The sequence below is a fragment of the Paenibacillus montanisoli genome (assembly GCF_003268025.1).
Lineage (GTDB): Bacteria > Bacillota > Bacilli > Paenibacillales > Paenibacillaceae > Paenibacillus_Z > Paenibacillus_Z montanisoli.
Genome location: NZ_QLUW01000004.1, coordinates 249,919 through 270,339 on the forward strand (window position 1 = coordinate 249,919; position 20,421 = coordinate 270,339).

The 20,421-nt window shown below is 54.3% G+C and carries 17 protein-coding genes and 1 pseudogene; all 18 read right to left on the minus strand.

Features of this window, described 5'->3' with window-relative positions:
- Nucleotides 1-140 precede the first annotated feature (140 nt).
- Nucleotides 141-431 carry a small, acid-soluble spore protein, alpha/beta type gene (locus DL346_RS20820; RefSeq protein WP_112884299.1) on the minus strand — a complete coding sequence of 97 codons (291 nt, stop codon included), beginning with the start codon at nucleotides 429-431 and terminating at the stop codon, nucleotides 141-143.
- A gap of 58 nt (nucleotides 432-489) precedes the next feature.
- Complete coding sequence (corA, locus tag DL346_RS20825) at nucleotides 490-1,446, minus strand: magnesium/cobalt transporter CorA (RefSeq protein WP_112884300.1); 957 nt, start codon at nucleotides 1,444-1,446, stop codon at nucleotides 490-492.
- Nucleotides 1,447-1,503: 57 nt separating this feature from the next.
- Nucleotides 1,504-2,931, minus strand: a complete 1,428-nt coding sequence (locus DL346_RS20830) for an S-layer homology domain-containing protein (protein ID WP_112884301.1) — start codon at nucleotides 2,929-2,931, stop codon at nucleotides 1,504-1,506.
- Nucleotides 2,932-3,115: 184 nt separating this feature from the next.
- Nucleotides 3,116-3,667 carry a VanZ family protein gene (locus DL346_RS20835; RefSeq protein ID WP_112884302.1) on the minus strand — a complete coding sequence of 184 codons (552 nt, stop codon included), beginning with the start codon at nucleotides 3,665-3,667 and terminating at the stop codon, nucleotides 3,116-3,118.
- 247 nt (nucleotides 3,668-3,914) lie between these two features.
- A complete protein-coding gene (locus DL346_RS20840) occupies nucleotides 3,915-5,684 on the minus strand; it encodes a glycoside hydrolase family 2 protein (RefSeq protein WP_112884303.1) in 1,770 nt (589 codons plus the stop codon).
- Between the two features lie 205 nt (nucleotides 5,685-5,889).
- Nucleotides 5,890-7,659, minus strand: coding sequence for a family 43 glycosylhydrolase (locus DL346_RS20845; protein WP_240633338.1), 1,770 nt, complete (start codon nucleotides 7,657-7,659; stop codon nucleotides 5,890-5,892).
- 129 nt (nucleotides 7,660-7,788) lie between these two features.
- Nucleotides 7,789-8,868, minus strand: a complete 1,080-nt coding sequence (locus DL346_RS20850; RefSeq protein WP_112884304.1) for a glycoside hydrolase family 43 protein — start codon at nucleotides 8,866-8,868, stop codon at nucleotides 7,789-7,791.
- The gene (locus DL346_RS20855) at nucleotides 8,862-9,824 is read right to left on the minus strand and encodes a glycoside hydrolase family 43 protein (RefSeq protein WP_276311575.1); all 963 of its coding nucleotides are present in this window, start codon (nucleotides 9,822-9,824) and stop codon (nucleotides 8,862-8,864) included. The genes DL346_RS20850 and DL346_RS20855 overlap by 7 nt, the downstream gene beginning before the upstream one ends.
- Nucleotides 9,825-9,841: 17 nt before the next feature.
- Nucleotides 9,842-10,708, minus strand: a complete 867-nt coding sequence (locus DL346_RS20860; RefSeq protein ID WP_112884305.1) for a carbohydrate ABC transporter permease — start codon at nucleotides 10,706-10,708, stop codon at nucleotides 9,842-9,844.
- A gap of 11 nt (nucleotides 10,709-10,719) precedes the next feature.
- Complete coding sequence (locus DL346_RS20865; protein WP_112884306.1) at nucleotides 10,720-11,601, minus strand: carbohydrate ABC transporter permease; 882 nt, start codon at nucleotides 11,599-11,601, stop codon at nucleotides 10,720-10,722.
- A gap of 71 nt (nucleotides 11,602-11,672) precedes the next feature.
- Nucleotides 11,673-13,070, minus strand: coding sequence for an ABC transporter substrate-binding protein (locus tag DL346_RS20870; RefSeq protein WP_112884307.1), 1,398 nt, complete (start codon nucleotides 13,068-13,070; stop codon nucleotides 11,673-11,675).
- Nucleotides 13,071-13,362: 292 nt separating this feature from the next.
- Nucleotides 13,363-14,301, minus strand: a complete 939-nt coding sequence (locus DL346_RS20875; RefSeq protein WP_112884308.1) for an ArsR/SmtB family transcription factor — start codon at nucleotides 14,299-14,301, stop codon at nucleotides 13,363-13,365.
- 279 nt (nucleotides 14,302-14,580) lie between these two features.
- Nucleotides 14,581-15,996 (minus strand): stalk domain-containing protein, encoded by a 1,416-nt coding sequence (locus DL346_RS20880; protein ID WP_165822603.1) that lies wholly within the window; start codon nucleotides 15,994-15,996, stop codon nucleotides 14,581-14,583.
- Nucleotides 15,997-16,067: 71 nt separating this feature from the next.
- A pseudogene (locus DL346_RS20885) lies at nucleotides 16,068-16,493 on the minus strand (multicopper oxidase domain-containing protein); the annotation flags it as partial.
- Nucleotides 16,494-16,967: 474 nt separating this feature from the next.
- A complete protein-coding gene (locus tag DL346_RS20890) occupies nucleotides 16,968-17,567 on the minus strand; it encodes a response regulator transcription factor (protein ID WP_112884311.1) in 600 nt (199 codons plus the stop codon).
- Nucleotides 17,564-18,727: a sensor histidine kinase gene (locus tag DL346_RS20895; protein ID WP_112884312.1), complete on the minus strand. Its 1,164-nt coding sequence runs from the start codon at nucleotides 18,725-18,727 to the stop codon at nucleotides 17,564-17,566. The genes DL346_RS20890 and DL346_RS20895 overlap by 4 nt, the downstream gene beginning before the upstream one ends.
- 4 nt (nucleotides 18,728-18,731) lie before the next feature.
- Nucleotides 18,732-19,487, minus strand: coding sequence for an ABC transporter permease (locus DL346_RS20900; RefSeq protein WP_112884313.1), 756 nt, complete (start codon nucleotides 19,485-19,487; stop codon nucleotides 18,732-18,734).
- Between the two features lie 42 nt (nucleotides 19,488-19,529).
- The gene (locus tag DL346_RS20905; RefSeq protein ID WP_112884314.1) at nucleotides 19,530-20,420 is read right to left on the minus strand and encodes an ABC transporter ATP-binding protein; all 891 of its coding nucleotides are present in this window, start codon (nucleotides 20,418-20,420) and stop codon (nucleotides 19,530-19,532) included.
- Nucleotide 20,421 lies beyond the last annotated feature (1 nt).

Sequence of the window (20,421 nt, forward strand, 5' to 3'; positions counted from 1 at the left end):
CATGATGCCACCAGCATAACCGGCTAACATGAAATGAAGCTGAAATGAAGATGAAGCCTTCTTAAAATGACGCCCATTCCGCAAAAAAAGAACCGCCAGCAGCGCTGACGGTTCCCCGTAAATTACAAACGATATCGATTCTAATCTAGCGTGCGCTGGCGCGCCAGCTTCTCCTGCGCCATCCGCACAAGCTCTTTCACCATGGCGCCGCCGATTTGTCCGCCGATCTGACCGGCCGATTCCGTCGACAGCTCGCCGTTGTAGCCCGGCTCAAGCGGAATGCCGAGCGATTTCGCGACTTCGAACTTCACGTCATCCGGCCGGTTCGGGTTCACGACAAACCCTTCACGGCGCATCACTTCCGCCTTGAACGCGCTCATCTGGGCATCTGCGCCCGGAACTAGATGTTTACGCCGGCTTCGTCTTGACATTTGTACCGCCTCCTTGGGAGCGAGTAGTATTCCTTACCGTTCCCCAAGGCTTTCCCCTCTATTCAAACCAGCCCTTGAACTTGAACCAGGCGAACATGCCTAGACCGAGCAGCGCCATGAACAGCAGCACCAGATAGTAGCCCGAATGCCAGCTAAGCTCCGGCATGTTCTCGAAATTCATGCCATAAATGCCGGCAATGAACGTCAGCGGCATGAAAATGACCGTAATGACCGTGAGCGCCTTCATGATCGCATTCATCCGGTTGGCGTTAAGCGACATGTAGTGATCGCGCAAATCCGATGTCATGTCGCGGTTAGACTCAACCATCTCCGAAAGCTTAAGCAGATGATCGTAAATGTCGGTGAAGAACATATGGTAATGCTTGAGCGCTTCAATCCGCTGTGAATTAATGACGCGATACAGAAGATCCCGCATCGGAACGATTGTTTTACGCAAACGCAGCAGCTTGGTCCGGATTTCGAACACATGGGTAAGATCGGTTCGGAAGCCCTGGCCCCCTCCCTCGGTTTCAAACTCCAGCAACTGGTCCTCAAGCGCCTGCAGCGCCGGGAAATATTGATCCACCAGCTCGTCAATCACCGTATAGGCTGCATGCAGGCAGCCATGCTTTTCTTTTCGCGGCTTGTGAAGAATCTTGTCCCATGCGCGGTCAACCTCGTGATGAGGATCTTGATGGTACGTAACCAGATAGTTCGGGCCTACGAACAAGTCGACCTCCAGCGTCTCCAGCGTCTGCTCGTTAATAGCGTGGACGACAAAGAAGTGAACATCCTCGTAATGGTCCAATTTGGGGCGCTGCAAATAAAGCAGGCAGTCCTCGATCGCAAGCGGATGGAAGTGAAAATAGTCGTCCAGCAGCTTCGATTCTTCTCCCGTCGGCGTACAGAAATCGGCCCAAAACCACTGGATATGCTCGCTGTTCTTGTCCACGTCCTCCAGTCTCTCAAACTGCTGAACGCGATGGTCTTTCAAGATGGCTAGAATACGAATCATTCTTTGAAAGCGCTCCGTCCGTCGTTTTTTCTCATTGTAGCATTTCTTGGGTGCCGACTACGAGCGGTACTTGAACTTGAAGCTCACGACCCCGCTTTTATCCATGGTATAAGAGTAGGATGCAAGTATGTCGGCATAACTCTTGAACAAGGTTTCCCAGACGAGAGGACCTTTCTCATCCACGTAAGTTCGTTTGAGCGTAAGCGCGGCCGCCCGAGCTTCGATGGCCGTGCGGATTCTCGCTTCGAACTCGGCTTCGCTGCTCACCGCGAGCCCGTTCATCCGATAATAGTTGAACGTTTTGGCGGTTGCGGCCGGAAGCTTGTCGCTCCACGCATGGTCGCGCCTCAATTCCTCGTCCGTCACGTTAAAATACCCGTACGTCCGCCTTCCCTCCACATCCGGAACAGGATCGTCCCAGGTCACGTCCAAATTGTAATACTCGCCGCCGATCTTCACCTTGTTCCACGCGTGGGTTCCGCCATTCGCGGTGCCGACGACGATGCTGGACTCGATGCCCGCCATGCTGAGCAGCAAATCCGCTGTCCCCGCATAGCCCTGGCAAACGGCGATCCCGCCAAAAAGGACACCATACACGGTATAGGATTCCGGCGGCACCGTGCCGCTTACGAAGTTGTCATAATCGTAGGCCGTGTTTAGCAAAATGTAGTCATGTATGGCAAGCTCTCGCTCATATTCGGTCATCCCAGGCGTAAGGATCTCGGCAAGCACCGCTCTCGCTTTGGCATTGATGGCTTCCATCTGTTTATTCTTGAAGACGACCGGCAGCTTCTGTTTAGCCGCCTCCAGCAAATCCTCTTCATCATGAACAAAATAGGTCCCGAACCGTTCATAAATCCGATACACCAGCACGATGGCTTGCTCCCTCGTTGTCGTCGCGCGGGGCTCGAAGCGCAGCTTCCCGGCGGTCAAGCTGCCCTTCAGGATGCCATTGCCGGACAGAATGCCGACCGCCTCCCGCGACCACGCAGCCAGCAGCTTGTCGTCCGCGAACTTCGGCGGCGTCCCTTTACCGTCTTGGAGCCGCTTCTGGAAGCCTGCTTTCGCAAGCGTATTTTGGAGCATCAGCGCAAGCTGCTCGCGAGTAACGTTAGCTCTGGGCGAGAACGTGGTTTGGCTTGTCCCTTTGACGATGCCAAGCTCGTAGGCTTGACCGATCCGGTAATTCGCCGTGTCGCGAAACGGGTTGGATTTCGGCGCCGGCGGCTTCGTATCCGTCAGCACCTCATAGAGCTGAACGGCCATTTCGCAAAACTCCTGCCGGGTCAATGCCAGCCGGTAGCTGTTCGTCAGCCCGTACGGGATAAGCCCGCTCGATATCGCATCCGCGATTTCCTGCTTCGCCCATTCGCTTGGAGAACCGGGCGCTGTCGCAGCCGCGGCGTGCCGCGGCGATAGATTCAGCTGGATTGCCGATAAACATATAAAGAGACTAAGTGCAAGTTTAAACCATTTTGTTCTCATGTTGTATGTATCCCTCCTGCCCGCTGTTACTCTATGAAACGCGTTTTTCGCTAGTTTACCACAAGAATTGTCTATCTTTTACAATAAATTGAAAGAATTGCAGTCACTATATTCATAACCTTCGAGAGAATCGGTCGAATCTTGGGGGTGACGTAAGCTTTAAATCTTCGTTTTGGCGCCCTTATCACCTCGGTATTACTCTTACTGCTTCAGATGGACCTGCTTCCGGATGGATAACACTTAATGCAGTTACTGACCTAGCGAATAATTTGAAAATAATGAAACCGATCAAGCCCCCAGTTGAATTGAGGATGAGATCATCGATATCAAAAATTCCAATAGCGAATAACACCTGCGCGCTTTCCAATAGTTGACTTAAAGCAAAAGAAAGGATGAAACCGTCGGTACATGATATTTTTTTGTTTCTTAGCATTGCGCCAAGCAAAAAGCCGTACGGAATGAATATCGCCAAATTCCCAAAGAGGTTAATCCAACCATGCTCCGACATACCTTGGGTAATTTTAGATATTTCATCAAATGGAATCAAGTTACCTGATTGAAATTGCCTGATGATATGATCAGGGTTTTCCAGACTCGTCTTCAGTTGTGCCCATAGAAACGTCATGTTAATAGAGTCGAACTTAAATAAAATAATTTTGAATAAGATGTACACATACAGGACAAACGATGCTTGAATTATAATATCCTTCAACTTTTCCTTATGTTTCAACGCCATCTTCCCCTTCCTTGCGGAGTCGCATTTTGAGCTTGATTGACTTCTTCCAGTGCATTCAGTAGCTCTAGGATAAGGAGAACTGTTTAAAAAGATCTGGGGGTAAAAATAAAATATTTCTTAAAACTTGTTCAGCGTCATCTGCCCCTTAACTTAACGACAAGAAGGAGCAGCTGCCGCGGCGGCAAACTGCTCCTGGATTAATTGAACTAACATATTGCTGTAACCTTCAATAAGAGTTGCCAGCGGTTTATTTGTTGGATGGATGATTTTCTTCGTTTATGGCTTTTAGGATCTCAACCGGTACCTTCGGCTGCCGGTCGTACGTCAGCAGACCGTTAATCTCCTGCTCGACGTCGGTCAACTGCGTGTAACAGTAACCTTGCACGACAGGCGATGCCAGCAGCGGTTTGATCACATTGTATACCCGCTCGATATACTCTTCGTCGTTGGAAGCGCCTGAATAGCCCCAACCTTCCCGCTCGCTCTTCTTGAAGGCGATGCCGCCGAACTCCGTGACGAGAATCGGCTGGCCCTCGTAACGGAAGCCGCCGACGCTCAGCTGCCGGTTGGCCGGAAGCGCGCTCACCGCTTTCTCCGCCGTCGAATACCGGTCCTGCAGCACTTCGCCGCGCCATTCGTAATCGTGGATGTTGAACAGATCGGTCTTCACGAGCTCCCAGCCGTCATTCGATACGACGGGTCTCGTTGCGTCCAGCGACTTGGTCATATAGTACATCGCCAGCGCATGCTGCTGCTGCTGCGCGTCGATTTGAATATTGGGAACGCCCCAGCTTTCGTTCAACGGCACCCATGCGACGATGCACGGATGATTGTAATCGCGCTCCACCGCCTCCTGCCATTCGTTCGCGAATCGCTTCGCATACGTCTCCGAATAGTCATAAGCATTCGCCATCTCGCCCCAAACGAGCAATCCAAGCTTATCGCACCAATATAAGTAGCGTGGATCTTCTACCTTCTGATGCTTGCGGGCCCCGTTGAAACCCATCGCTTTCGTGAGCAGCACGTCCTGCCTGATGGCGTCATCGGAAGGAGGCGTTAAATTGCCATCGGGGAAGTAGCCTTGATCGAGCACCATTTTCATCAAATAAGGCCGATTGTTCAGGCAAAGCCTGCCATTCTCGATCGACACCTTGCGCAGGCCAAAATAGCTTTCCACCTGATCGACTGGCTCGCCATCCTGAAGCAGGGTGAACGTCACATCGTATAAATTCGGATGCTCCGGCGACCAGAGCCGGCCGAGCCCATGCTCGTTGAAGTCGCGCAACTTGATGGTTCTGGACTCATGGGCTGCCATCACCGAATATTGATCCTCTGCGACCCGTTGTCCGCCTGAGGAAACGGCAACCCGCAGCCGCAGCCGCTGAGACGGGGTATAGCCTGTCAGAAACGCGCGGATCGTCACTTCATTCCGGTCAACGTCCGGCGTAATCCGCACGCGCGCCAAATGGACCGGGGACACCGCCTCCAGCCAGACCGACTGCCAAATGCCCGTCGTTCTCGTATAGAAGATCGATGCGGAATCCTTGAGCCAGTACTGCTTGCCGCGAGGCAGCGTCAAGTCTTCGCTGTAATCGGTCGCCTGCACGACAATCCAGTTGTCGCCGGCTTGCAGGCAGTCCGTAATATCGGCATGAAACGGGGTATGTCCGCCTTCATGGCGAACGGCAAACTGACCGTTCACCCATACGGTCGCCTCGTAATCGACGGCGCCGAAGTGCAGAATCGTTCTTTTGCCGGCAAAGGCATCGGTTACCCTGAAGCGCTTGCGGTACCAGACGCAATCGTGAAAATCGTTGTCCGCGATGCCGCTCAGCTTGCTTTGGAACGCGAACGGAACCTGAATGCGCCTGGCCAATTCATTCTGCCCTTTATGCCACTGCTCTTTGCTTCCGATCCGGTCATCGTCGAACTCGAATTCCCACTCGCCGTTCAAGCTTTCCCATTGTTGGCGCACAAACTGCGGGCGGGGATAATCCGTTCTGAATATCGTGGACATGAAAAGTTACCTCCGTCAGTTACATTTAAGAAACGCTGTTGGGGCATGCGCTGCGCGTGCGAATCATGGTTCCGATCGCTGTTGTACTTCGGATTTCTTTGATTTTATAACTGATCCTAATGTTGAAATCCGAACTACAAAGGCGAACACTTCGTTTCTACACCATTATCGCCCGCTCCGCTCCTGCTACCGCTATTCTTTGATTCTATAAACCGTAAATATCCAAGTAATCCACGTAAACCCTGCCGCTCACGGCTTCAACCGTAATTTCATGCACGCCGGCCTGCAACTTGACTTCCAGCTCAGCAGGGGCGTATTCGTTCCGCTCGGTTGGGGCGATCTCTACCGTTCTCTCCTTGCCGCCATCCAGCGCGCTCTTCAGGCTGGCCGCCTGCTCTTCGGCGTTAGATACGGCGAAACGCAGCTTGTACGTGCCGTTCTTAGGGATGGCAATGTTGGCGAATCGCAAGGTTGAGGCCGGGCCTTCCGCCGCATCGCCGCTGCTTGTAAGCAAGACGGCTCCCCAGCCGGAATTGAGAGGCAACGCTGCCGCTGCGGCTTGACCCGCCGACTGTGCATTCTCCGCTTCGTAGCGGGGAATTTCGATGGCGAGGATGTCGAGACCTTGCTGGCCGGCAGGCAGCGATACCGTGTTTAAGCCCGGGATTAACGAAATCGGCACATAGAGATAGCCGATCTCGTCCGCAGCCATTGCCGGTACTTCAATGGCGTCCGCGGCTTGTTTGCCATTCACGAGAAGGTCAATCTTCCGTTTGTCGCCGCTTTTTTGGCGGTAATGGATCAGCAGCGGCGCCGTCGTATCCACGGTCGATTCCATAAAATCGAATTCCAGCCTCGCTCCCGCTTTCTTCGCATGCTCCGCTTTCGCGAGGCCGGAGCCGGAAGGAACCGGAATCGCCGTATTCAACGATAAAGGCCGGCCGAATTCGGGCAGCCCATCCTCGTTCCACATGATCTTTTGCGCTCTTGCTTTGCGGTTGTTCCAGCCATCCGACCAGCCAGTCGTCGCGTGGTACACGATCCAGCATTCCTCCGAGCCGTCAGGCGATGAGACGAAGGAGTTATGCCCCGGGCCGAACACGCCGGCCTCTTCATCCAATTGCAGCATCGGCTGAGGGGACTTCTCCCAGCTCTCGGCTTTGAGCGGATCGGCACCCGGCTTCAAGGCCAGCATGCCGAGCGCATAGTACGGCGTCCAGCTTCCGGCTCCCGAATAGACGATGAACAGACGCCCATTCTTCTTCAATATAGCCTGGCCTTCATTGATATAAGGCGGCCCTCCCGCCCTTTCCCAATCCAGCGTAGGCTCGTTCAGCAGGACGCGCGGACCGCTGATGGTAAGCGGATCGCTCATCGGCGCAATGTACGTGTTTTGCTGCACGTTCACATCGCCCTCCCAGCCGGACCAGACAAAATACAGCTTCCCATCATGCTCCATAGCCAGGCCGTCGATGGCCCATTTATTCGTCTCGTCCGCGACTTGCCCTTTGAACGTATAGGAACCCATCGGATCGTCGGAATCCGCTTCGAGCGCGTACATCCGGTGATTCTCGTTTAAGCCGTCGTCCGCCGCAAAGTAGATATACCACTTCCCGCCAATCCGCTGGATCTCCGGCGCCCACACATTCGCGGAGTACGCCGTATCCGCAGGCGGGATCCAGACCGTCTGGCGCTGCGCCCCGCGAAAGTCGAGCGTTCGCGATTTCATCACCATGACATCGGCGCCGTTATGCGTGAACGTCATGTAGTAATAGCCGTCGTGATAAACAACGCTTGGATCGGGCGTATCGAATTCGGCAAGCGTATTTTTGAACGTGCCTCCATGGCCTTGATATGCAAAGTCTCCATGCGTGCTGATCTCCATCCAATCCCTTCCCATCCCGATCGCTGCGGCTATAACTGCCAATAAGAAACAGCCCGCAGCGAGTCGTTGTCGAAATGTCGCTATCCGCATACCGAATGCTCCTTCACCTGTCTCGGACGAAGAAAAGAACAACCGGCCGCCAGGCCGATTGCCCTTTTCCCAACTCCGCATAGCTAACGGTCTACTTCACGAAGAACGTCCCTCTTGGCTGAATTTGCTTCAATCGGTTGCCGGTCCATCCTCGTGCAGCTGAGAACTCGGGCCGCTGCCGTCGCTAATGACGGGCCATCCGTCCTTCCAATAAATCCGATCAAGCATCAGCACGCGCCCTGAACTGGTTAGATCCTTGAGGTTGTACGCATGGTAAAGCAGCCAATCTATTCCCGTATCGTCCTGAATGACGGCGTTATGGCCGGGAGCAAGGAAATTCTCGTTCTTCTCCAGCACCGGATTGTTCGGATAAGCCTCATAAGGACCCGTAGGAGACTTAGAGCGCGCAGCCATTACAGCATAGTGGGCAGATTGGCCGCTGTTATCCTGGCAGCAATAATCGCCGGAATAGAACATGTAGTAGTAATCGTTCCGTTTTACTACCCACGGACCTTCCACTAAAGCATCGTAGCCTTCGCGGCTTTGGTAGCCCGGATAGATAACCGCCGTTTCCTCCCCGATGACGCTCATTCCGTCTTCCGCAAGCTGCGCGGCATAAATCGGCTGCTTGTCGGAACCCCAGTACAAATAGCGTTTTCCGTCGTCGTCATCCAGAACGAATGGATCGATCTTCTCAAACCCCGTGCCCCAAACCACAGGACCGCCATGATCCTTATACGGTCCAAGCGGATGATCCGCAACGGCGACGCCGATCCCCATTCCCTTTATGGGATCGCCGTCATTCACTTTGGTCGAGTAATACACGTAATACTTCCCCTTGTAATGGGTCAGATGCGGCGCCCACATGTAGTCGAACGTCGCCCATGATGGAACCTGCTCGATCGTAAAAACGGTTCCTTTCATTTCCCAATGAACTAAATCCTTCGATCGCAAGATCGGCAAAGGAACAAGATTCCCATCATAGTTGCTTTGGGTCGTTATCGCGTAATAATAGCCGTCTTCAGCCTTCAGCACAGTCGGGTCCGGCGCGTCATGATTGAAGACAGGATTCGTATAAGCCACTTTCGCGCCCGGTTGTTCCTGATGAAGATAGATGCGCCAAGCAGTTACAGACAGGACGACAAGGACGAGGCATAGGGCAGCAATCGACGCTATGCTTCGTCTCTTATTATGAGCCGGTCCTAACATTCCCCCGATGGTACCGGATATTCGATTGCCGCTGCTACCGGCCGGCCGAATTCAGGGCGTCCGTCCGCCGTCCAACCGAATTTCTGCATCCGCGGCTGCCTTTTGTCCGCGCCTCCGTCCGATTCGGGGATCGCGTGATACACAATCCAATCCTCGCTGCCGTCCGGCGATTGGGTGAAGCTGTTATGCCCCGGCGCAAACACGCCATTCTCTACGCATTTTACAAAGACGGGCCGGTCGCTCTTCGTCCAGGAGTCCGGGTTCAGCAGATCGCTGCCTTCAGCCGCCGTAAGCATGCCTAGCCCATAGTCATCCGACCAAGTCGTGCTGGCCGAGTAGATCATGAAAACTTTGCCGTATCGAATGAGGAAGCACGGGCCTTCATTGATCGCCATGCCGCCTTGCATCTCCCAGTCATACTCCGGCTTCGTGAGCAGCGATTCGGATCCTGTCAGCGTCCAAGGGTTTTCCATCAGGCAGGCATAGATCGCTGAGCCGTACTCGGGAAAATGACCGTAACCGGCGTACATGAAATACATCTTGCCGCCATGCTCCAGGATCGTTCCGTCCAGACCCGGCAGCGCCGTATTAACAGGGCCCTTCTCCGTCCAAATCCCTGTCGTCGGATCGTCGTTCTCGTTCTCAAGGACGTAAATTTTGCGGGTCGCATCTCCCCCTCCGGCGCTCGCCGTAAAGTAGACGTACCACTTGCCCTGAATGTAATGAATCTCGGGCGCCCACAGCTCCCGGCTGCCCGGGCCTTCGTCCGGCGGAAGCCAAATCGTTGTTTTCGGGGCGTTCGCTACCCCGCTCATCGACGGGGAACGGTATAGATCGAGCCGATCGCCGCACGTGACCATGAAGTAATAGAAGCCGTCGGTATGCCGATACATCCAGGGATCCGCACCGTTTGCCATAATCGGGTTGTTGAATGTCTTGTTCGTTGCAAGTGTCACTTTGTATTCCTCCTAAACTATCCTTTCATTCCCGTCAAAGTAACGCCTTCAACGAAATAACGCTGTGCGAAGAAAAACAGCAATACGGTCGGGATTAACGCAAGCACCGATCCCGCCATGATGTATGTCCACTGCGCGTTGTACATGCCTTGGAAAGACGCCAGCACAAGCTGAAGCGTGAACTTCTCAGGGCTATTGATGTAGATGAGCGGGCCGAGAAAGTCGTTGTAGCCCCCCAAGAACCCGAAAATCCCTTGCGCGACCAAAGCGGGCTTCGACAGCGGCAGCATGATCCGGATAAAAATTTGCAGCGGATTCAAGCCATCCATAATAGCCGCGTCTTCAAGCTCCGACGGAATCGTCATAAAAAATTGCCGGATAAAGAACACCGCCGCAGCCGCCCCGAACATCCCCGGTACCATCAGCGGCAGCCAGCTGTCGATCCAACCGATCGATTTGTACAAAATGAACGTCGGTATCATCGTCACGACGCCCGGAATCATCATCGTGGCCAGCAGCATGACGAACAGCGCGTTCCGCGCCGGGAAGTTGATCCGCGCGAAAGCATAAGCGGCCAAAGCGCTCGAGAACAATCCGATGATGGTCGTCGGAATGACGATAATGAGCGTATTCATAAAACCGTGCAGCAGGTTGGCCTCTCCGAGAACGAACGCATAGTTGCTCCATTCGATCGGCTCGGGAATCCACTTCGGCGGCATCTCGAAGATGACGCCTTCTTCTTTCAACGAGGTCGATAGCATCCATAAAAAAGGAACCGCCATCACCAGTGATCCGCTGATCAAAAACAAGTAAGCAACCGTCTTCATAATCCGCTCGCTTGCCTGCTTCCTTGTATGTCTCACGCCAACCGCGGCACCGGACATTCGTCTTCCTCCTATTCGTAATGCACCCAGCGACGCGACAACCGGAAATTAATGAGCGTGATGACCATCAGCAAGAGGCCGAGCATCCACGCCATCGCCGAAGCATATCCCATTTCCATGTAGCGGAAGGCGTTCTGGAACAGGTAATACACAATCGTGGTCGTCGAGTAGTTGGGGCCGCCTTCGGTCATAATTTGAAATCTCGGAAAATCCTGCATGACGCCAATGATCGAGGTAATCAGCAAATATAAGGTCGTAGGCGAAATGCTCGGAATCGTAATGCGCAGGAATCGCTGCCACAAGTTGGCTCCGTCGATTTCCGCCGCTTCGTAAAGACTTCTCGGCACCCCTTGAAGCGCGGCCAAGTACATGACCATGCTAAAGCCGAGGCCGCCCCATACGCCTTGAATGATCATCGCCGGCATCGCCCAGTCCTCGCTGCTAAGCCACGCTGGCCCCACAATGCCGAACCAGCCCAGAAAGTTGTTCAGCAAGCCGTATTCCGCATTGAAAATCCATTTCCACAGCAGCGTCATCGCCACGACGGAGCTGATGGTCGGCAAGAAGAAGGCCGTGCGAAAGAAACGGATCGCCTTGATTTTCTGATTTAAGGAAACGGCGATAGCCAGTGACAGCGCCATTCCGAACGGAATGGCGAGCGCGGAGTAGACCGTGTTGCGCAGCGTTTTCCAGAATAGCGGGTCTTCCGCGAGCAGTCTGACGTAGTTGTCCGCGCCCGTCATTTCCGGAGCCTGATAGCCGCTGTACTTGGTAAAGCTCACGTACACGGAGAAACAGATCGGTATGAATGCGAATAGCAGGAAACCTAAAATTGGAGCAGAGATGAAGGCATACGCCCACAAGTACATCTTCTTACGATTGCTCAAGTCCATCCTCCTCCGAACTGCGGGAACGGGGAGAAGCGCCGGACGGGCTTCTCCTTTTCCCTAAAACTCTAGGCTATTTATTTAAAAATAGCCGGATTTCCTTCCTTGATGGCTGCGTCGATCTTCGGCTTCAGCTCGTTGAGAACATCTTGAGCCGGCTTTTTCGCTTCCCACATCGGGCCTAGATTTTGGTTTAGCATATCCCACCACTTCGCGTTCGGCAGGTTCGTCCAAGGACCCGGAATTTCGCTTTCCGCCGCTTTGATGAATACTTCCGCGTGCTCCGGCTTTTGTCCAGGCTGGAGGAAGACGTCCGTGTTCGCCATCGACTTGAAGCTCGGAATGGCGAATCCCATCAGCGACTGCTCTTTCTGGCCTTCAGGTCCGCCCAAGAATTCGACGAGCTTGTATGCCGCTTCCTGATGTTTCGTCTTCTTCGAGATGCCGAGACCAACGGAACCGCTCCAGCCTGCCCATTTGCCGTTAGCCGGCAGCGGCGCGACGTCCCAATCGAACTTCAGCTTGCGGTAAGTCGGAACCATCCAGCGTCCTTGGATAATCATGGCGAGCTTGCCGGTCTCGAACATTTGGCCGTCATTCATCGCTTGCAGCGCGCGGCTGTCCGGCACGACCTTGTGCTTGTGCGCCAGATCGACCGCGAATTGCAGCGCATCCGCCGCTTCCTTGCTGTTAAGCAGGAATTCCTTCTTGTCATCGCTCAGGAACGTGCCGCCGTTGCCCAGTACGAAGCCTTCCCACCAGATCGGACCCATGCCGTATTGCGTGACCTTGTCGCCCTCTTTCACGGTGAGCTTCTGAGCGGTCTCAAGCAGCTGATCGAACGTCATCGGCGTATCCGCGCTTGGGTACGGAACACCCATTTTGGTGAATAGATCTTTGTTATAGTAGAGAACCGTTGGGCCGATATCCTTCGGCAACGCGTAGAGCGGGCCTTTGCCGGTTACGGAGCCGTCGTAGCGGTAACGGAGCAGCGCGGAATCCCACATGTCCGCCGTATCGATATTGCTAACGTTTACATAATCTTCGATCGGCAGCAGCAAATCTTGGCTTACCCAGCGGCCGAAGTCGCCGTCTGGCACATAGAAGACATCGGGGGCGTTGCCGCCGGCGAGAATCGTATTCATCTTGCCTACGTAATCGCTCGGAATGTGCAGATAATCGACATCTATATTCGGATTCTTTGCTTCGAAGCTGGCGATAAGCTTCGAGAACACTTCTTTCTCTGTCGGATCGCCCCATCCGGCGAATTGAATCTTTACTAGTTCCTCTTCTTTGGGAGCATTGTTTGCATCGGCCGAGTTGTCCGTGGTTGCCGCGCCGTTGGAGGATGCATTCGTTGTCGCCGCGGAGTTGTTGCCATTATCGGTGTTGCCGCTGCTTCCACATCCGATCGTACCGCCCGTTAATACCAGAAATGCCGTCAAAACGCCCAGTGTTTTTTTCCATTGTGTCATTCTTACTGACCCTCCTCGCCATATTTAAAACACATATTTTGTTTCATTCATAGCATTTGTGTCGATTCCCCATGAGATCGCGGTTTCCCATCATCTCCCCCGTCCATTTATGATGAACCTCGCCCTCATTCAGCCAGCACAATTAGTTCTATTAAACACAGAATCTTCGTTACAAATCAGATTATATGGCCACAAACAGAAAATGTCAACGGTTTCAAACAATAATTATATTATTAAAGGGGTAAAAAAAAGCGCAAGCGCGCTTTAATAAACAAATAGTTTGTTCATAACTTCAATCGCTCACAGGCGCCTCATAAAGAACCTTCATGATGATATCCTGCTCATGATCACCGAATCCACGGCCGAACAAATTGATGCCGCCCTTATTGTCCGCGTCCGGCTTCACGCCGACTTTGAAGCGGATGAACGGGGCCTCGTCCAGCTTCAAATCCTGCAAGGTCACGTCGGATATTTTCTGGTTATCGACTGTGCTTCTATGTTTATCTACCCGGAACGTCTTCAATAAGCCGTATTGTGTACTGCTGTCATGCCACCACTCCGGATTATTCTTGCCGCGGTGATCGCCGAAATCGCCAGGAGACGTCCAGGTTCCGATCTCCACGTTATTGATCCAGATCGTAATATCGGACGGCCAGTCGTTGTTGAAATTCGGTGCCTCCGAGCATAACTCCAGCGAAAATTCAATCGTCTTCACATCCACGTTACGCGGCAAGGCACGCGGGAAGCGGTACTCGATCGAGCCTTGTCTGAACCAGATCATTTCCGCCGTTCTGCACTCCGGAAAGAAGAAGCTCGACGGGTCGTCTTCGGGAATGATCATCGCCGCGCTATTCGCAATGCCGCATGTCGGCTGGACGTCGATATCGACGAAATGGCCGATCGGCATTTCGATCTCGTAGACCTGATCCTTGTTTCGGTAGCCGGCAATCGGATTCAGAATGAGTCTCACATCGTCGAAATTCCGCTTGCACACTTTCATGGCGCCGCGGCTCGCTGGCAGTATTTCCGTCAAAATCAGCCCCGCGTCCTCCAGCACCTTCACGTTTACGCCTGCCGTCGACACCGGGATGCCGAGCTTCTCACCGATTTCATTGACATTGAGGTTGTTGTAATTGAGCAGCAGCTTAATAATATTCAATCTCGTATGCGAAGACAGCGCGTGCGCGACCTTCACGAGTTGGTCAGGCTCATTGATCGAGAGTTCCAACATGAAGGGATCCCCTTTGTAATATATTATTTGTTCCATGTTTTATATTTTAAATGGATTGGATTGTTTTGTACATAGCAATTGTATGAATGAGCTTATCCGTCCCGTTCCCATCATTATTGACAATAATTTTATCCTATAAAATGGATTTTTTTGACGGAATACACGTAGTTCATGACGAACCGAACGTCATCTATGTTTATAGAAATCAATCGGAGAATAGCCGGGAAGTCAATTAAAAATGCCGCGATTAACGCGGCATTTTTAATGCTTCTTATGACGTCACTCCGTTACCGTAATCTCGCCCTGCATGCTAGGGTGAATCGAGCAATAGTAGGTGTAGGTGCCGGACTCCAGAAATTTGAATTGGTACTGCGCTTTGCTGAGAATATTGCCGCTCGTAAACGAATCGTTCAAATCGTAAACGGTATGAATCTGCGTGTCGGTATTCGTCCACGTGACGGTCTGCCCCTTCTTGATGGTCAGCTTCTGAGGGATGAACGCCGCGCCGGTAATCGTCACCGCCAGCGGATCGCCGGATGACGGCTGGCCGCCGGAGCCGGAGCCCGTGCCGGTGCCGCCTGTACCTTGGCTGCCGCCATCGGACCCTCCTGCGGGGTCTGCGCCCGTGCCGGTGCCGCCTGCTCCGCCGCCAGTGCCGCCGCTCCCCCCGCTTGTGCCGCCTCCGGCACCGCTGCCCGGATCGCCGGCTCCTCCGCCGGAAGCGCCGCTCCCGCCATGTCCGGCATGGCCGCCTGAGCCGGAGCCGGAGTCGCCCCCGTCCGGCATGCTCATCATGCTCTTAACGACAATGACACCGGTGGCGGCATTGTAATCCACGCTCGCGCCAAGCTGCTCCGCGACGAAGCGCAGCGGCACCATGACCGCCCCGTTCACGTTCTTCGGCGGTGCGTTCAGCGGCAGGAGCTTCGTCCCTGCAAGTGCTTGCTTGCCGTTCACCCACAGCTGGATTTTTTCGCCGCTCTGCGTCGTATAGATAACCGCCTGCTCCTTCGGCTGCCACTCCACCTTCGCGCCAAGCTGCTCTCCGATAAACCGGAGCGGCACATAGGTCATGCCCTCAAGCTTCACCGGCGCTTTAGGCATCGTGAGCTTCTCTCCGTTCACCGTTACGGCCTGCTGACCGGCTTTCATTGTGATGTTCATGCTCATGCCCGTCTCGCCGGAGTCCGTTTCCTTCACATGGATCATCGTATGCAAGCCGCCGGGATAGACGCCGTTGTTCGTGTTGTCTACGATGTTATGGCTGTGCAGCGGAAACATGCCGCTCTGGTCGAACTTCACCAATATATCGTACCGCTCCGCGGAGCCGATCAGCAGCGTATCCTTCAGCAAAGGCTGCGGGAGCGGCCGGCCGTCCGAGGCGATCACCTGAAAATGAAACCCGTGCATATGGAAGCTGTGCGGCTGATAGCCCGAATTAATGATTCGGATCAGCACCGACTCCCCGACCTTTCCTTCGATCATCGTTGAAGGATCCTTCTCGGTGTCGGGAAACGCTTTGCCGTTCATCGTCCAGTAAGTCGGGTGAAAATCGGTGCGGTCGTAAGGCTTCCCTTCCTCGACCGCCTTATGCCAAACCGGATCGATCTCGTTCAGCATCAATACGTAATCCTTATCGTAAGCGGGGCCGCCCGTCCATGCCCGCTTCTCGCCGCCTTTGGCTTTAACGATCAATGCGCCGTACATCCCCATTTGCAAATGCTCGACCGTGTCGACATGGCAGTGGTAGAAATAGGTGCCGGCATGCGTCGCCGTAAGCTCTCGCCAACCTGAATAGGTGCCGAAGTATGCGGCACGCCGTCATTTTGCTGATCGGTATCGAGGCCGTGCCAGTGAATCGTATGCGCAACCCGCTTGATCCCCTTCTTCTTCGCGCCGATGTTCGTCAACGTGACCTCCACCGTATCGCCCTCGTTCACCTCAAGCGTAGGCGACGTATACACCGCGCTTCCCTGCTCGTTCTTCAAGCTGTAGCCCCAAATGTAAACCGTCTCTCCATCCGGCAGCGTCAAGTACCCGTCCGTCGCATACAGGTGGAACGACTTCACTTCAGGCGCGGCCGCATCCGCATATCGGACAGGCCTCTGCAGCGACAGCGCCGCGACCAGCATGAGAAGCACGACCAGTCCAGCGATTTCGCGCCGGCGATTTTGCCCATTTCTTCTCCTCATCCCATAACGCCTCCCTCAAATAGGGGAGCAGCTCCTGCTCCCCTCCAATGAATTCGCCGGTGATCCCTGCTGCATATCTGTAGCGAACGTTCCAATATGTATCAAACGAACTTATCATATCACGAGACTGATAATTGGAAAAGATAGGGATTTCGTCATAATGCGACACGTGAACGACAGCAAAATGCACTATCAACAAAGCAACGCAGTCGAAGCCGCCGCAACCGAAGGTCCTGATTCAGGGCACCGGAGTGGAACTTAATTTCACTGTCGCGAAAGATAGCGGCAAATAAGAAGAGAAGCCTCGACCCACGGTTGATATGGGACGAGGCTTCTTATTATCATTATCGTTTCGGTAACGAACGAACAACCTAGACGTGCTTGTTCGAGCATGGAGCACGTTATTTCCTCGGAAATACTCTCATTTCTCCTAATCTCCGACAAACCCCTTCTCAGGTTCGTTAACCCCCGCAACTAAATCCAGCCGTTCCTCTCCGCGATGCCGATCGCGTCGATCCGGTTCTTCGCCTCCAGCTTCTGAATCGCCTCGGACATGTAGTTCCGCACCGTGCCGGCCGACAGGTATAACCGTCCCGCAATGTCGCCGGCGGTCAAACCCTCCGCGGCAAGCCTAAGCACCTCCCGCTCGCGTTCGGAGAGCGGATTTTCCGCCTCCCAGAACGAAAGCGCAAGCTCCGGACTAACGGCACGGCCGCCCTGCCGGACCTTGCGGAGGGCTGCGCCGAGTTCGTCGATCGGGGAATCCTTGAGCAGAAATCCGCTCGCTCCCGCCTTCATCGCCCGCTGGAAATATCCCGAGCGCGAGAAGGTCGTCAATATCACCACGCGGCACGGATGGCCAAGTTCCTTCAGCTTCTCCGCCACATCGAGGCCGCTCATCTCCGGCATTTCAATGTCCATGACGCAAATATCAGGCGACAGCTCCAGAATCAGCTCCAACGCCTGCCTCCCGTTTTCCGCCTGGCCGATGACCTCGATATCGTCTTCCAAATCCAGCAGGGCGCTCAACGCTCCCCGCAGCATGCCTTGATCTTCCGCTACGATGACCTTCATCCGTTCGGTCCCCTCCCTTCTTCTGACGCTTTCTCTACGATCGGCACGACAAACGTCAGCTCCGCGCCTCTCCCGACCGATTCCACGGTGAGGGAGCCTTCGATCAGCTCCAGCCGCTCTCTCATTCCGCGCAGCCCGTTACCGCCTTTACCGGCATCCGGCTGGGAGCCGCCGCCCTCGCCGCTCTTGTAGAGCCCAATGCCATCGTCCGCTACGACCAGCTTCAGCCTGCCCGGCTCCCAAGCGAGCCGAACCGTGCATACGTGCGCGCGGCTATGCTTCACAATATTCGTCACCGATTCCCGCAGGCACATCCCGAGAATGTTATCGATCAGCGGCGACGGCAGCTCCCGTTCGAAGTCGCACTCCTCCCGCTCCAGCACAATGCCCGCCGCGGACAAAATCTGCTTCGCCTGATCCACTTCATCGCGCAGCTTTACGGCGCTCATCCCCGACACGAGCTCCCGCACCTGACGGAGCGCAGCGCGCGAAGTCGCCTGGATGTCCCGCACCTCCTGCACGGCCCGCTCCGGGTTCTTCGCAATGAGCTTTTCCGCCAGCTCGCTCTTCAGCGTAATCAACGACAGCGTGTGGCCTAACGTGTCGTGCAAATCCCTCGATATCCGCTGACGCTCCTCGTTCTTCGATAGCCGCGCGATTTCTTCGTTCGCTAGATTAAGCTTCTGCCTCAACTCCCGAGATCTCCGACCAATCACGAACGCGAACGGAATGACGAGCATGACGATCATGGCAGGAATGATCTGCATGAACTTATCTATGTCGGCATACAGATGCCAATACCATACGTCAAATGCGAACAGCGCCAGAAGTCCGCAAATACCAATCGCCATCTGCTTGCGGCTCGTCAGCATCCCTATGATGGGCACCGGGTAGAAAGCCATTAAAATGGACCCTGAATCGCTGGCGCAGAACAAACCCACAATCGCCAGCATCCCCAGCACGCAAAACAGCCGCCCTCTTTCGAAACGGTAGCTGTAAACGTAAAGCACGATAAACACAAGAATAACGCTCAAGCCCTCGGCAATCCGGGACGGAGGCTCGTCGAATAAATGGTACACCGGGAACACAAGATAAACTAACCAAACCATTGCAAAAAGGAGAGGCGGACCCACTTGGGGCCGCCAATACGCATGCTTCATCCGGTTACACCGCTTCCTGCTTCTTCATAATCCAAGTGGAGGCCGCCATCAAGACGACGACGTACGCCGCAAGAATGCCGATGCCTTCCCAGCTGAGCGAACCGCCGGCGATCAGGTTCCAAGCGCCTTGACCAAGCCGGTACGTAGGCAGGAGCTCCGCGATCTTCCGCATCGTTGACGACATCGTTTCAACCGGCATCCATAAGCCGCCGACGACCGATAACCCCATGTAGGTAATCATGCTCAACACTTGCACAGCATCGGGATTGCGCATGGTGCCAAACAGCGTACCGAGCGTCATGAAAGATAAACCGCCGAGCCAAATCCACAAACCGCTCTCGATCCAAGCCGACACCGGCAAATCGATCCCCTTGCTGATGCCGCCGATCAAGAACATCATCACGACGATAAACAGATTGATAACGGCTTGTGATACGATTTTGGACAAAATATAAGCCCATGCCGGCAGCGGCGTAATCCGCAGCATGCGGATCCAGCCTTGCGAGCGTTCCCGGGACAAACGGATGCTGAAGGTCGAGAAGCTGGCTCCGATAATGCCGTAACAGGTCATGGACATGAGATAGTAGGCGGACCAATTGACGCCGCCTACGATTTCGTTATCGCCAACGATGTTTGAAAACAAGAAGTAGAATATAATCGGCATCACGACGGAAAATATGACGAATCTACGATTGCGGGCCGTCCGCAGCAGCTCTGCCTTGCAGTGGGCGATCGTCGCCTTAAGCATCGTTCCATTCATTTGTTCATTCACTCCCATTAGTTTATCCCTACCGCACAGCCGTTAATTCGCCTGCTGCACGAGCGCTTGAAAAGCATCCTCCAAGCCGCCGCTTTGAATTTCAATATCGCGCATATCGAACCGGTTCTCGACCAGCGCTACGATAAGCCGGTCGGTGTCCGTGCTGTACAGCTTTACTCTGCGGCCGCTCCATTCCACATCCGTCACGCCCGGCAGCGCCAGCAACGCTTCCGTCGTGACTGCCTGACCGGCTACGAACGAGATGACGCGTCCTGTCGTCTCGGCCTTAATCTCGCTAGGCGTACCGTCGGCAATCAGCTTGCCGTTGTTGATCACGACGATCCGGTCGGCTACGCTGTCCGCTTCCTCCAAGTAGTGAGTCGTGAGCACGATCGTTTTGCCTCGGCCGGCCATCGCTTTTACCGTATCCCAGAACAGCTGCCGCGAAGTCACGTCCATGCCGACGGTCGGTTCGTCGAGAAAAATCACGTCCGGATCGCCGGCAAGCGCGAGAGCGAAGCCCAGCCGTCGCTGCTGTCCGCCGGAAAGCGCGGTAGCAAATTTGTTTTTCTCCGCCTTCAGGTTCGATACTTTCAGCAAATAATCAAGCGGCAGCGGCTTCTTATAATAGCTGCGGAACAAATCGATGGTCTCGCCGACCTTCAACCCGTCAATGACGCTCACATCCTGCAGCATCGCGCCGATCCGGTCGCGCACCCGCTGATCGCGGGGATCGCCGCCGAGCAGCTTTACCGTTCCTTTCGTCGGCTGGTGCATGCCAAGAATCATGGAAACCGTCGTTGTCTTGCCGGCCCCGTTCGGACCGAGCAGCGCCACGACCGTTCCTTCCGCAATGGATAACGTCAAATCGTCGACAGCCTTCTTCTCTTTATAAACCTTGCTGACGCCATTTAGCTGTATCGCTGCTTTCACT